We start from the raw sequence: 12,769 nt of genomic DNA on the forward strand, positions 1-12,769 counted from the left end.
CCTAGGGCGGCTTTTCTAACTCATTTTTTTAATATGTATTTACGCACAGCCCGATTGTGCTCTTTTAGTGATTTAGAAAAGTAGTGTTCGCCGTTCCCTTTAGAGACAAAATAGAAATAATCTGTGCTTTTTGGCTGTACCGCAGCCAACAGAGCATCTTTCGACGGCATTGCAATCGGTGTTGGTGGTAAGCCATTTATGCGATACGTGTTATAGGGCGTATGCTCCTTTAAATGGACACGCTTAATGTCACCGTTATATCTCTCACCTAAGCCATAAATAACTGTTGGATCTGTTTGAAGCCGCATGCCTTTGTTCAGGCGATTGTGAAATACTGAGGATATGGTGCTGCGTTCTGCAACCTTCCCCGATTCCTTTTCTATAATCGAGGCTAATATGAGGGCTTCATATTTATTTTTAAGCGGAATATCAGCGTCTCTTGTCGCCCAAACGTCATCAAGCCGGCGTTTCATTTTATCGTGGGCTCTAGCCAGCAATGCAGATGCGCTTGTCCCACCCTCATAATGGTATGTTTCAGGATATAACCATCCCTCAGGGTGTGCGTTACCAAACTGAAAATGTGCGTTAACGTCAATTTTTGGTATATCAAAAACTAAAAAATCGCTCTCTTTTAGCTTTTCAACAATAGCTTGATAGCTTTCACCTTCAATTATTGTAAAAGTGAAATCGGCCTTAATACCTTTATTTATTTTGTTGATGGCTGACCATACCGTAAGGGAGGATATCTCATACACGCCAGCTTTTAAGGTAAAGTGATTTGAATTTAACTTACTGTACAATTTATAAGGCCAGCAGCTGCCGAGCGCACCTTCTGCTTGCCATTTAGTACACAACCTGTTGAATGTATCTCCGCTCTCTATCTGCACATATTGTTGGTTAAGAGACAAGGGCTCGTTATGTACCCGCTCATATAAACTGTAACTCAAAAAAATAACAGTGGAGGCTAACAACGCAATAGCAAACAACAAATAGCGTTTCATTCAGGTGCTTCTATCTCTTCTTTTAATTGCAAAGCAGTGTGCACATCAAATATTTGTTTGTCTAGCGATTTAACTGGCACAAGCCCCATCAAGCTGTTGCATATATAGATGGCATCCGCTTGCTCCAAATCTTGTCGTTGTATCCTTTGTTCTATTACTTTAAGTTGACTGCACAGATGGCGTAAATATACGCCGGATATACCACACATATCCAATTTTGGCGTAAAAACGCCACCATTCTTAACAACTAGAATATTACTTGCGGAACTTTCGATTATATTACCTGCGATATCTTCAACTAAAACATCATCAAATAAACTGTTTTGTGCACCCTGTTTAATCATGACCTGCTCTAAACGATTGAGTGTTTTAAGGCCTGCAAACAAAGGTTGGTGCCCCAGCTGTATGTCACTATAACCAAGCGACACACCATTCTTTTTCCAGTCTTTATAATGACTTGGGAGGTCGCCTTGGGTGACAATAATTTTTGGGGTTGGTTTTTCTGGCAAACCATAACCTCTGCCACCACACCCCCGAGTAACCAATACTTTTAAAAAGCCCAAGTTGCGTTCCTTGGCTATTTCCTGACATTCATTAGTCAAGCTCTTGTAATCCAAAGCAGGAAAGCCCAATCGTTTTTCACATTCTTGGAGTCGCATAAGATGATAGTCCCACAGAGCCAGTGCGCCAGAGTCAATTTTAACCGTTGTAAAAAAACCGTCTCCGTAATTTAAGCCGCGATCTTTGTGACTCACATCCATATATTTCTCCAAAAATAAAAAAGCCCGGCTACGCCAGGCTTATCTTGCTCATGTTGCTTATTTAGATCTTTTTAAATAGCAATGAACCGTTTGTTCCACCAAAACCAAACGAGTTGCACAAAGCGTAATCAAGCTTAGCATCACGGGCTGTGTGAGGAACATAATCCAAATCACACCCTTCATCAGGGTTATCTAGGTTAATTGTCGGTGAAACTTTTTGGTCCACTAACGAAAGGATGCTGATAATCGACTCAACCGAGCCTGCTGCACCTAACAAGTGGCCCATCATCGATTTAGACGAGCTAACCATCACAGTCTTCGCGGCATCACCAAAAATTGATTTGACCGCTGAAGTCTCAGCAATATCACCCGCAGGTGTTGATGTACCATGAGCGTTGATATAACCGATTTGCTCAGCGTTAACACTAGCATCGTTTAACGCATTTTCCATTGCCAGAGCAGCACCAGAACCATCCTCTGGTGGAGACGTCATATGGTAAGCATCGCCACTCATACCAAAACCGACAAGTTCGGCATAAATCTTCGCACCACGCGCTTTAGCATGTTCGTATTCTTCAAGTACAATTACGCCTGCACCGTCTGCGAGTACAAATCCATCACGATCTTTGTCCCAAGGGCGAGAAGCCGCTTGAGGGTCGTCATTGCGAGTTGAAAGCGCACGAGCAGCACTAAACCCACCCATACCAATCGGAGTTGATGCTTTTTCAGCACCACCGGCTACCATCGCATCAGCATCGCCGTATGCAATCATACGTGCTGCATGACCAATGTTATGCAAACCAGTTGTACAAGCCGTCACGATTGAGATATTCGGGCCTCTTAGTCCATGCATGATGGAAAGGTGACCTGAGATCATGTTAATGATTGTCGAAGGCACATAAAATGGCGAAAGCTTGCGAGGACCGCTTGCAATTAATTTGTGGTGGTTTTCTTCAATAAGCGTTAGACCACCAATACCTGAACCCACTGCTACGCCTACTCGGGCTGCATTTTGCTCAGTGATCTCTAAACCTGAATCCTTTAATGCTTGGACACCAGCTGCGATACCATACTGAATAAACAAGTCCATTTTTTTTGTGTCTTTTTTGGACATGTATTCTGTCGCATCAAAGTCGTTAACTAAGCCAGCAAACTTAGTTCCAAAACTCGATGTATCAAAATGCGTGATATTTGAAATGCCACTGCGACCTTCTAACAGGCCTTGCCAGGTTGACTGAACATCATTACCTAGCGGCGTCAACATACCTAAGCCAGTTACTACGACTCGACGTTTAGCCACGGTTTCCTCCAAAAAGGGATTTGAAATTTTGCGGGGGTAGAATGAATGAGGGCAGCGAGTGCTGCCCTTCAGATCCGTTAATTACTCAGCGTGAGCAGTAACGTAGTCGATCGCTGCCTGAACAGTAGTGATTTTCTCAGCTTCTTCATCAGGGATCTCAGTATCGAACTCTTCTTCTAGAGCCATTACTAGCTCAACAGTATCAAGAGAATCAGCACCTAGGTCGTCTACGAAAGACGCTTCGAACTTAACTTCTTCTTCTTTAACACCTAGTTGTTCAACGATGATTTTTTTTACGCGTTCTTGGATGTCGCTCATTCTTCTTTCCTTTATTAAAACGCTTTTGCGTTAATTTTCAGATTGCGGCGTAGTTTACGGCGCATCATGTATCGATTCAAGGATTGACTATGACTTTTTTGTCTGGTCAAACCTGTTACGAAATATTTTTTTAATTTATCGCCTATTTTAAGGGCAATATCAAGCTTGTTTGCGGCAAGATCACAAAAATTTAAATTAAATTGTAATCTTTAAACCATGTACATCGCACCATTAACATGCAACGTTTCACCAGAAATATACGCTGCTGCATCTGAAGCTAGATATGCTACTGCTGCTGCAATCTCTTCAGGTTGGCCCAAACGCGCAGCCGGAACGTTTGCAAGCGTTGCTGCTTTTTGCTCGTCAGTTAGCTCGTCTGTCATATCTGTTTTGATAAAGCCCGGTGCAATAACATTAACCGTAATACCACGAGAAGCAACTTCACGCGCAAGCGATTTAGAAAAACCAATTACACCCGCTTTAGCAGCTGCATAGTTTGCCTGACCAGCATTACCCATAGTACCAACTACAGAACCGATATTGATAATACGGCCACACTTCTTCTTCATCATTGGGCGAAGCACAGCTTTCGATAAACGATAGATGGCACTTAAATTAGTGTCAATAATATCTGTCCACTCATCATCTTTCATGCGCATAAGCAGGTTATCACGAGTAATACCTGCGTTGTTGACTAGTACATCAACATCACCGAAATCAGCTTTGATCTGCTTCAACACAGTATCAATTGACTCAACATCAGTGACGTTTAATTTATAACCTTTACCATTTTCACCTAGGTACTCACTGATTTTTTCAGCACCAGAATCACTAGTAGCAGTACCCAATACAGTCGCACCTTGTGCCACAAGAGTTTGAGCCACCGACTTACCAATACCTCTACTCGCACCGGTAACTAGAACAATTTTACCTTGTAAATCAAATATATTTGACATTTCTCTTCTCTGTTATTCCGCACTATCTACTGACGCCACATCATTAGCGGCAGCACATTTAACTGACTTATCGATTCGTTTAGCTAACCCTGTTAGAACTTTGCCTGGGCCAAATTCAAAAGCAGTTGTCACACCATCTGCTGCTAGTTTTTGTACTGTTTCAGTCCAGCGTACTGGGCTAAACAGCTGCCTAACTAATGCATCTTTAATTTCTGTTGCACTTTTAGCTTCTGCAACATCGACGTTATTAATAACTGGATATTTAGGTTCAGAAAACTCTAACGCAGCGAGATCTTCAGCTAAGCGCTCCGCTGCTGGCTTCATTAGCGCACAGTGTGAAGGCACACTTACAGCCAGTGGTAATGCACGCTTTGCACCAGCTTCTTTACAAGCTTCACTAGCACGCTCAACAGCTTCTTTGTGACCTGCGATGACAACCTGACCAGGTGAGTTGTAGTTTACAGGTGAAACTACTTGCCCCTGTGCGGCATCATTACACTTTTTAGCGATTACTTCGTCATCCAATCCGATAATTGCAGCCATTGATCCAGTACCAACAGGCACAGCTTCTTGCATGTACAGTCCACGCTTTTCTACCAACTTTACAGCCTCAGCTAAGCTGATTACTTCAGCACAAACCAGTGCCGAATACTCACCTAAACTATGCCCAGCTAGCACTAATTCAGCGTCTACATTTTTTGCAGCCCAGTGACGGAAGATTGCCACACTAGCCGTAAGTAGAGCTGGCTGCGTTTTATGTGTTTTGTTTAATTCTTCTTCAGGACCATTCAGTACCAAAGCTTGAAGATCATACCCAAGCGCCTCTGACGCCTCAGCGAAAGTACCTTGTACGATCTCAGAAGACTCTAATAACTCTGACAACATGCCAACGCTCTGAGAGCCTTGACCAGGGAAAAGTAAAGCTATTTTTTGTGACATACGATGCTCTTTTAACTCGTTCTTTAAATTGCATACCAACTAGATTGCGCGCTTTAACATAGGCAGCAGATATAAGCAGTATGACTATTATCTTCAGACTCAACTTACACTAACGACAAAAAGTAATGCTACAGTCATTAAAATTAATGATGACTGATTGAGGTTTCTTTAGTTTCTGCCATTTTTTCAAAAGCGGCCTGTATTTTTTCGGGAATGCGTCGATTAACCTCTCTAACAGCTTCATCGATAGCTGCTAAAAATGCCTTATTCGAAGCATTTCCATGACTTTTAACGACAATACCACGCAATCCTACCAGACTTGCCCCGTTATACTGGTCGGGGTTCACCTTTTTATAGAGTTTTTTTATCACTGGGCGTAGTAAAAATGCAAGAACCTTGTAAAAAAAGTGTTTTTTAAGTGCATTCGTGAATTTTAGCATGATAAGTTTGGCAATTCCCTCGCATGTTTTAAGCGCAATATTGCCCACGAATCCCTCACAAACGATAACATCTGACTTACCAGAGAAGATATCGCTGCCTTCACAGTACCCTTTATAGTTGATATGTTCACACTCGCACATTAATTTTGCAGCCTGCTTTATGCCATCATGCCCTTTTATATCTTCGGCACCTATGTTCAGTAAGCTGACCTTTGGATGTGTTTTATCGAGTGCTTCACCTGCGACAATCGAGCCCATAATGGCAAACTGAAACAGAGTTTCTGGGTCACACAGTACATTTGCACCAAGATCAAGCAAATATACCGGTTGTTTCTTCTCAGTAGGCATTGATGTTATCAATGCTGGCCGCTTTATTCCTGGTAGCATTTTCAACACATAATGAGCCATAGAAAGTAGCGCACCTGTGTTACCTGAACTTACACAAGCCTGCGCCTGACCGGCTTTAACTAAATCAAGTGCAATACGCATCGAAGAATTTCTTTTATTTCTTAATGCATGAGCTGGTTCACAGTTATTTGTTACTACTTGCTCGCAGTGTTTGACTATTAGCCTAGGATGTTCGGAGTGGTTTTCTTTTTGTAGTGCTTGGCGTAAAACATCTTCATTACCGCAAAGCAATAAAGTTAAATTGGGGTATTTCTGCACGGCAAGAATAGCCGCTGGAATAGATGAACGGGGGCCGTAATCGCCCCCCATCATATCTAACGCAATGGTTAGATTAGTTAGCATCAAGTAATCTCTTACTTAGAAATTACTTTAACGCCTTTGTAGTAACCATCAGCAGTTACGTGGTGACGACGATGAGTCTCACCAGAAACTTGGTCTACAGTTAAAGCTGGTCCGCTGATAGCATCGTGTGAACGACGCATGCCACGACGTGAACGTGTCACTTTGCTTTTTTGTACCGCCATTAGCCTTCTCCTAAGAATCTTTCTTAAGTTGTTTTAAAATCTCAAATGGATTTGGTTTAGTTTCTTCTGATTCAATTTCACCAAAGCTCGCTGGCTTATCCGAAAAAGAACATGAAGCTTCATCATGCATAGGAACTATTGGAATCGCTAAAATCAATTCGTCTTCGATCATTTCTCGAAGATTGATTTCACCTTCTTCACCTAACTCCACCACATCGTAGCTTTCAGGAAGATCTTCCGACTCTGCACCTAATCCGACTGGCGAATACGCAAAGTCTTGAGCCAAATCCAACCCTAAATCATCATTACAACGCTGACACACCAAGGTCAGTTTAGCTCGAGCTGAGCCTCGAACAACTACCAAACCTTGTTGATCAATATCGCAATGAATTGTTACCGCTATTTCACCTACCTGATCCTGCACAACTTGCTGCAGTCGAGAAAGTTCTTCAAGCTTCACAATGCCGTCGTAACTAGCTCGGCGCTGTGCTGCTCTGCTTGGATCAAGAGTGATGGGAATTTTCACCTTTTGCATAGGGGCTGCATCATATAGATTGTTATTGGTTTAGTCAAAGTAAAAATAAACTTTCCTATTGTTTTTCGCCTACTAACGCTTATCCTTGTGTCAATTCTTTAGTTCAGGTACCAATAGGCTTATGAACACACCTCTTATATTAGCTTCTAGCTCACCTTTTAGGCAGCAAATTTTAAAAAAATTAGGCCTTTCGTTTGAACATTTTTCGCCAGACATTGATGAGTCGCCCATTGCAGGCGAAACACCTCAAAATTTAGTGCACCGACTGAGTGAAATTAAAGCAAAGTCTGCTCTTTCTCGATATGACAGCGGTATCGTGATTGGTTCAGACCAAGTCGCTGTTTTTAATGGTCAGATTTTGGGCAAACCGCATACAAAAGATAAAGCCATAGCACAACTGAGTATGTTTAGTGGGCAGACGGTCACCTTCTATACTGGACTTAGCCTCTACTCAATAGATAAAGATGAGAGTATCACCAAAGTCGTTCCGTTCCACGTCCATTTTAGGCAGCTGTCTCAAACCCAAATAGAGAACTACCTAGATAAAGAAGCGCCCTACAATTGCGCTGGTAGTTTTAAAAGCGAAGGACTGGGTATTTGCTTGTTTGAAAAGTTAGAGGGGGAAGACCCAAATACTTTAATTGGTCTTCCTCTTATCGAATTAACCAAGTCGCTGGAGCACTTTGGCGTAGATGTATTAGGCTAGACCCTCGATAAGTTGCTCAAACTCATTTGCAATAAAGTATGCTGCTGTTGCTTCGAGCTGCTCGTAAGAGGCAACACCAAGTGTCACACCAATCGCAGCAACGCCAGCTTGGCGCGCCATTTCCATATCGATAATTGTGTCACCAATCATCACAACCTCTTCTGGTTCAACTCCAAGCTCGGCCATTATTTGATTCAGCATATCAGGGCTTGGTTTTGACTCAGCTTCATCCGCGGTCCGAGTCGTTATAAAGTATTGCTCAAGACCTGTTTCGACCATCAAACGATTGAGGCCTTGACGGCTTTTCCCTGTGGCAACGGCAATTTGAACACCCTGTTCGGCCAACAACGTAAGCACTTTTTCAACACCATCGAACAGTTTCGTCGGTGTTGAGTCTACTTCTTTATATATATGCTTGTACGCGCGCGCTAGTTCCGCAATACGATGCGCATACGCAGGAAATAGCGTTTCAAGTGCAGTTTCTAAAGATAGACCAATGATGCTCTTAGTATCTTCTTCACTTGCTCTAGGGATCGCATGCTGATCGGCCACCATATTGATGGTGTTTACTATCTTAGGAACCGTATCCATCACAGTCCCGTCCCAATCAAGTATGACGAGTTTATACTTCATCAGAGTGTCTTAGTGTGTTTAAACACGCTGTTAATGCATTATCAAGCGGCGCTTCAACATGCAGCGTAGTTTCAGTTTTCGGGTGCAAGAAGCGCAGTTCACGAGCATGAAGGAACAAGCGACCGAGACCTTTTTTACGCATTTGCGCATCAAATGCTTGATCACCATATTTATCATCGCAGGCTATCGGGTGTCCTTTACATTGTGTATGAACACGGATCTGATGGGTACGACCAGTTACAGGTGAAGCTTGCACTAGCGTTGCGCCGACGAATCGTTCCAAAACTCTAAATCTAGTATGAGAAGCCTTCCCTTCTTCGTGATCTACACGTACTACTCGCTCACCTGATTTTAAGGTGTTTTTCCTGAGCGGTTCTGTTACATTTTTGTGCTTAGCAGACCATTCTCCAGCAACCAATGCCCAATAGTTCTTCTCCATCGTTTTCTCACGCAATTGCTCATGGAGTCCTTTTAGTACAGCGCGTTTTTTAGAAATCAGTAGACACCCTGACGTGTCTCTATCTAGCCTGTGCACCAATTCCAAAGATTTTTCTTGTGGTCGCAATGCACGAATAGCTTCAATAAGGCCGTAGCTTAATCCGCTGCCACCGTGCACCGCCATACCAGAAGGTTTATTCATTACAATCAGATATTTATCCTCATACAATATACATTCTTCTAGGTTTGCAACCTTATCCAAGTTCTTTGGCACAAACTCGTTTTTTTCCGCAGTTTTGATAGGGGGGATCCTAACTACATCATCAATCTGCAGCTTATAAACTGGTTTTACCCGCTTTTTATTAACGCGCACCTCACCCTTTCTTAAGATCTTATAGATGGCACTTTTTGGCACTCCTTTTAAGTGCGTTACCAAAAAGTTATCAATACGTTGACCTAACTGATCTTCGGTGATAGTTACAAAGGTAACTTGTAAAGCATTCTTTTCTGACATTGCCTAATCACTGATTTGAGTAATAATTTAGTTGCTATCACACAGTTATTAATGGGATAATCGCCTCGCAAAATTTGCGAGCATTGCTTTTTATCGCAAATATACTGTCGTGATGCACATCTTGGGTGGAGGATCATACAGATCAGAGCTAATATTTCCAAAGCTTTTATCTCCGACTCAAGACAATTATTACGTGTGATTGGCATAAGGTGAAGCGTGTAACAGTTCATCAAATATGGCCATACACGACAAACAAGTAAATAGAAGCAAAATTATCGTGTCTTGTGTAGATTTGCGGGTTTGTTTAACCCGAGCGAGTTCTGTAGGCAAAGTGAAAGCTAATTTTTAACCCGCCTTTGAGATGAATCAGGCAGTAAGTGTTAAGACAGACTAAGTTCCCTTCTCCCCAGTCGTGAGACTGCATTAGTAACTGGAACAAAATAAACAGCCTGCATTGGCGCACAAGAATGGTGTAAGTTAAATTTACCTGACCAAAATAAAGTAAAAAGTTGGTAGGTAAATAAAGTAAATAGAGTACATAAGAATATGAAACGCATGCTAATCAATGCGACGCAGCAAGAAGAAATGCGCGTTGCACTGGTTGATGGCCAGCGTCTATACGATCTTGATATAGAGAGCCCTGGTCACGAACAAAAGAAAGCCAATATTTATAAAGGCAAAATCACTCGAATCGAACCCTCACTTGAAGCAGCATTTGTTAATTACGGTGCAGAGCGTCATGGCTTCCTTCCTCTAAAAGAAATCGCTAAAACATACTTCCCTGAAGGGTACACCTTCAATGGCCGTCCAAACATCAAAGATGTGATCCAAGAAGGTCAAGAAGTCATTGTTCAGGTTGACAAAGAGGAACGTGGGCAAAAAGGGGCTGCTTTGACCACCTTCATTAGTGTTGCTGGTAGTTATTTGGTACTTATGCCAAACAACCCTCGTGCTGGCGGTATTTCAAGACGTATCGAAGGTGATGAGCGTATTGAGCTTAAAGAAGCTTTAAGCCGCTTAAAACTGCCAAAAGGCATGGGCCTTATCGTACGTACAGCGGGCGTTGGTAAGTCTTTCGAAGAGCTTGAGTATGATTTAAAAACATTGCTGAGCCACTGGCAAAAAATTCAAGAAGCCGCCGATAATCGTAAAGCGCCGTTCTTGATCCATCAAGAAAGCAATGTGATTTTCAGGGCTATCAGAGATTATTTACGTCGTGATATTGGCGAAATTCTGATTGACAAACAGCGTGTATTTGACGAGGCAACAGCCCATATTGAAGGTTTCAGACCTGATTTTATCAATCGCGTTAAGCTTTATAAAAATGATGTGCCACTGTTCACTCACTATCAAATCGAAAGCCAAATCGAGTCAGCGTTTCAGCGTGAAGTGAGACTTCCTTCTGGTGGTTCAATTGTCATTGACCCTACAGAAGCGCTTACATCCATCGATATCAACTCGTCCAAGGCAACAAAGGGCGGAGATATTGAAGAAACAGCACTCAATACAAACTTAGAAGCTGCTGACGAAATCGCGAGACAACTTAGGCTACGTGACTTAGGTGGCTTAATTGTCATCGACTTTATCGATATGACACCCCCTCGCCACCAAAGAGAAGTCGAAAATCGTTTAAAAGAAGCTGTACGTGCTGATAGAGCCCGTGTACAAATTGGTAAAATCTCTCGATTTGGTCTGCTTGAAATGTCACGTCAGCGTTTGCGCCCTTCTTTGGGTGAAGCAAGCCAACACACGTGCCCGCGTTGTAGTGGTCAAGGCACTATTCGCTCAAATGAATCTATTGCACTTTCTATCCTAAGGTTGATAGAAGAGGAAGCAATTAAAGAGAATACAGCCCAAGTTAACGCGCAAGTGCCGGTTAAAGTCGGTTCGTATTTATTAAACGAGAAACGCAGTGCTGTTCAACGAATTGAAAAACGACATAATTGCCATGTTGTTATTATTCCGAATCAACATTTAGAAACGCCTCATTATGAAGTAGTTCGCCTTCGAAAAGATGATGTACCTGAGCTTGCAAGCTACGAGCAAGTTGCTGAACCTGAAGCTGAAGCTGTTGAAATTCAAATGGCGCCAGTGGTTCAAAAAGAGGAACCAGCTCTGAAAGGGGTTGTGGTCCCACCATCTCCTGCACCAACAGCCCAACCTGCGACAACGCAGCCAGCTGCGAAGTCTGCACCGGCGAAAAAAGCAGAGCCAAAGGCAAGCTTACTATCTCGCGTAGGGAGCTGGTTAAAAAGCCTACTCTCTACTGAAGAAGAGCAGCCGAAAGAAGAAGAGAAGAAGACATATAACAAGCGTCGTGGTAAGCAAGATAACCGCCGCCGTAATCAACGTCGCAAAGGCAAAGGTCGCAATGAATCGCAAAAAGACGTGAATACGTCAAATGATTCATCTAAAAACGATGTTAAAGAGCGCAATGAAACACAAGAGCGTTCTGAAAATCGAAATAAGCGCCGTCGCCAAAATAATCGTAAACGTTCTGACGCTGATAAAGCAAAAAATGTAGCACCGAATGAACAAAAAGATGAGGCGCAGCAGGAAGCAAAAGAGAAACCTGTTAAGCAGCGCCGCCAAAGACGTAATCTACGTAAAAAAGTGAGAGTTGCATCTGAGCAGCAAGAAACTCAATCTACGAATGACGCGAAGCAAAGTGTCTCGGAGCCTGAAGCACCTGCGAAAGTAGAACAAGTCGCCGCGGTTGAAGGCGCACCAGTCTCTGAGCCTAAGCAACAACCTACCGCTGAAACGGTTTCAGATACTGTAGTAGTTAAACAGGATAATGACACGCCTATAGAGTCAGAGGCGGTTCAATCTCAAGTAGAAGAAAACGCGATTCCTGTTGAAGCTTCAGAATCAAACGACCATCCGCAAGCAGACCAAAATGAAGAGGACATGCAAGATGATAAGCGCGAAGCGAAAACTCGTTCTAGACGCTCACCTCGTCACCTGCGAGCTGCGGGACAACGTCGTAAACGTAGTGATGGGCCAAACCGCTCTTCAACACCTGCATTTGTGCCTGTTGCTGATCAGGCCGCTGCTGAATTTGAAGCGCAGCAACTCACTGAAACACAACCTCAAAAGGAAGTGGCGCAAGCTGATACAGTAGCATCTACAGCACAAAGTGTTGCCGATACTGCAAACGTTGAGGAAACTGCTGTAGCCCAATCTGACGCTGAAATTGTTGCTGAACCTGTTACAGTTGAGCAAGTAGAGGCACCTGTTTCAGTTGAGCAAGTAGAGGCACCTGTTTCAGTTGAACAAGTAGAGGCACCTGTTTC

The 12,769-nt window shown here is 43.0% G+C and carries 13 protein-coding genes; 2 read left to right on the forward strand and 11 right to left on the reverse strand.

Translation table 11 applies throughout. The features are described from left to right. Positions 1-20: 20 nt before the first annotated feature. From mltG to yceD, 9 genes are all read right to left on the reverse strand, one after another. Positions 21-1,001 carry an endolytic transglycosylase MltG gene (gene mltG / locus N482_RS03195; RefSeq protein WP_063375713.1) on the reverse strand — a complete coding sequence of 327 codons (981 nt, stop codon included), beginning with the start codon at positions 999-1,001 and terminating at the stop codon, positions 21-23. Continuing rightward, positions 998-1,762 carry an aminodeoxychorismate lyase gene (gene pabC / locus N482_RS03200; protein ID WP_063375714.1) on the reverse strand — a complete coding sequence of 255 codons (765 nt, stop codon included), beginning with the start codon at positions 1,760-1,762 and terminating at the stop codon, positions 998-1,000. Before pabC ends, mltG begins: the two co-directional genes overlap by 4 nt. Positions 1,763-1,823: 61 nt before the next feature. Beyond that, complete coding sequence (fabF, locus tag N482_RS03205) at positions 1,824-3,062, reverse strand: beta-ketoacyl-ACP synthase II (protein WP_063375715.1); 1,239 nt, start codon at positions 3,060-3,062, stop codon at positions 1,824-1,826. An 81-nt stretch (positions 3,063-3,143) separates the two neighbouring features. Then, the gene (gene acpP / locus N482_RS03210) at positions 3,144-3,380 is read right to left on the reverse strand and encodes an acyl carrier protein (protein WP_063375716.1); all 237 of its coding nucleotides are present in this window, start codon (positions 3,378-3,380) and stop codon (positions 3,144-3,146) included. A 209-nt stretch (positions 3,381-3,589) separates the two neighbouring features. Beyond that, on the reverse strand, positions 3,590-4,336 hold the full coding sequence (gene fabG, locus N482_RS03215) for a 3-oxoacyl-ACP reductase FabG (RefSeq protein ID WP_063375717.1): 747 nt from the start codon (positions 4,334-4,336) through the stop codon (positions 3,590-3,592). Positions 4,337-4,348: 12 nt separating this feature from the next. Beyond that, positions 4,349-5,275, reverse strand: coding sequence for an ACP S-malonyltransferase (fabD, locus tag N482_RS03220; RefSeq protein ID WP_063375718.1), 927 nt, complete (start codon positions 5,273-5,275; stop codon positions 4,349-4,351). Positions 5,276-5,418: 143 nt separating this feature from the next. Further along, positions 5,419-6,465 carry a phosphate acyltransferase PlsX gene (gene plsX, locus N482_RS03225; RefSeq protein WP_063375719.1) on the reverse strand — a complete coding sequence of 349 codons (1,047 nt, stop codon included), beginning with the start codon at positions 6,463-6,465 and terminating at the stop codon, positions 5,419-5,421. Positions 6,466-6,476: 11 nt separating this feature from the next. After that, positions 6,477-6,647: a 50S ribosomal protein L32 gene (gene rpmF, locus N482_RS03230; RefSeq protein ID WP_023400289.1), complete on the reverse strand. Its 171-nt coding sequence runs from the start codon at positions 6,645-6,647 to the stop codon at positions 6,477-6,479. A 10-nt stretch (positions 6,648-6,657) separates the two neighbouring features. Next, positions 6,658-7,182, reverse strand: a complete 525-nt coding sequence (gene yceD, locus N482_RS03235) for a 23S rRNA accumulation protein YceD (RefSeq protein ID WP_063375720.1) — start codon at positions 7,180-7,182, stop codon at positions 6,658-6,660. A gap of 121 nt (positions 7,183-7,303) precedes the next feature. Here yceD and N482_RS03240 point away from each other — a divergent pair, with 121 nt between their 5' ends. Beyond that, positions 7,304-7,888 carry a Maf family protein gene (locus N482_RS03240; protein ID WP_063375721.1) on the forward strand — a complete coding sequence of 195 codons (585 nt, stop codon included), beginning with the start codon at positions 7,304-7,306 and terminating at the stop codon, positions 7,886-7,888. On the opposite strand, the gene N482_RS03245 is transcribed toward N482_RS03240, so the two are convergent. Both N482_RS03245 and rluC read right to left on the reverse strand, forming a co-directional pair. Then, on the reverse strand, positions 7,880-8,521 hold the full coding sequence (locus N482_RS03245; protein ID WP_063375722.1) for an HAD-IA family hydrolase: 642 nt from the start codon (positions 8,519-8,521) through the stop codon (positions 7,880-7,882). The two genes, N482_RS03240 and N482_RS03245, sit on opposite strands and share 9 nt — an antisense overlap. Continuing rightward, a complete protein-coding gene (gene rluC, locus N482_RS03250) occupies positions 8,511-9,473 on the reverse strand; it encodes a 23S rRNA pseudouridine(955/2504/2580) synthase RluC (RefSeq protein WP_063375723.1) in 963 nt (320 codons plus the stop codon). The genes N482_RS03245 and rluC overlap by 11 nt, the downstream gene beginning before the upstream one ends. Positions 9,474-10,019: 546 nt before the next feature. On the opposite strand from rluC, the gene rne reads away from it, so the two are divergent. Continuing rightward, on the forward strand, positions 10,020-12,769 hold a 2,750-nt coding region (gene rne / locus N482_RS03255; RefSeq protein WP_081227707.1), incomplete at its 3' end, for a ribonuclease E.

The organism is Pseudoalteromonas luteoviolacea NCIMB 1942 (assembly GCF_001625595.1).
Classification (GTDB): Bacteria; Pseudomonadota; Gammaproteobacteria; order Enterobacterales; family Alteromonadaceae; genus Pseudoalteromonas; species Pseudoalteromonas luteoviolacea_A.

What these genes read in the sequence shown, in the direction of transcription:
- acpP (WP_063375716.1), bottom strand. Translation starts at nt 3,380, where the DNA reads ATGAGCGACATCCAAGAACGCGTAAAAAAAATCATCGTTGAACAACTA.
- fabD (WP_063375718.1), bottom strand. Translation starts at nt 5,275, where the DNA reads ATGTCACAAAAAATAGCTTTACTTTTCCCTGGTCAAGGCTCTCAGAGC.
- plsX (WP_063375719.1), bottom strand. Translation starts at nt 6,465, where the DNA reads ATGCTAACTAATCTAACCATTGCGTTAGATATGATGGGGGGCGATTAC.
- fabG (WP_063375717.1), bottom strand. Translation starts at nt 4,336, where the DNA reads ATGTCAAATATATTTGATTTACAAGGTAAAATTGTTCTAGTTACCGGT.
- rpmF (WP_023400289.1), bottom strand. Translation starts at nt 6,647, where the DNA reads ATGGCGGTACAAAAAAGCAAAGTGACACGTTCACGTCGTGGCATGCGT.
- yceD (WP_063375720.1), bottom strand. Translation starts at nt 7,182, where the DNA reads ATGCAAAAGGTGAAAATTCCCATCACTCTTGATCCAAGCAGAGCAGCA.
- pabC (WP_063375714.1), bottom strand. Translation starts at nt 1,762, where the DNA reads ATGGATGTGAGTCACAAAGATCGCGGCTTAAATTACGGAGACGGTTTT.
- N482_RS03240 (WP_063375721.1), top strand. Translation starts at nt 7,304, where the DNA reads ATGAACACACCTCTTATATTAGCTTCTAGCTCACCTTTTAGGCAGCAA.
- mltG (WP_063375713.1), bottom strand. Translation starts at nt 1,001, where the DNA reads ATGAAACGCTATTTGTTGTTTGCTATTGCGTTGTTAGCCTCCACTGTT.
- N482_RS03245 (WP_063375722.1), bottom strand. Translation starts at nt 8,521, where the DNA reads ATGAAGTATAAACTCGTCATACTTGATTGGGACGGGACTGTGATGGAT.
- rluC (WP_063375723.1), bottom strand. Translation starts at nt 9,473, where the DNA reads ATGTCAGAAAAGAATGCTTTACAAGTTACCTTTGTAACTATCACCGAA.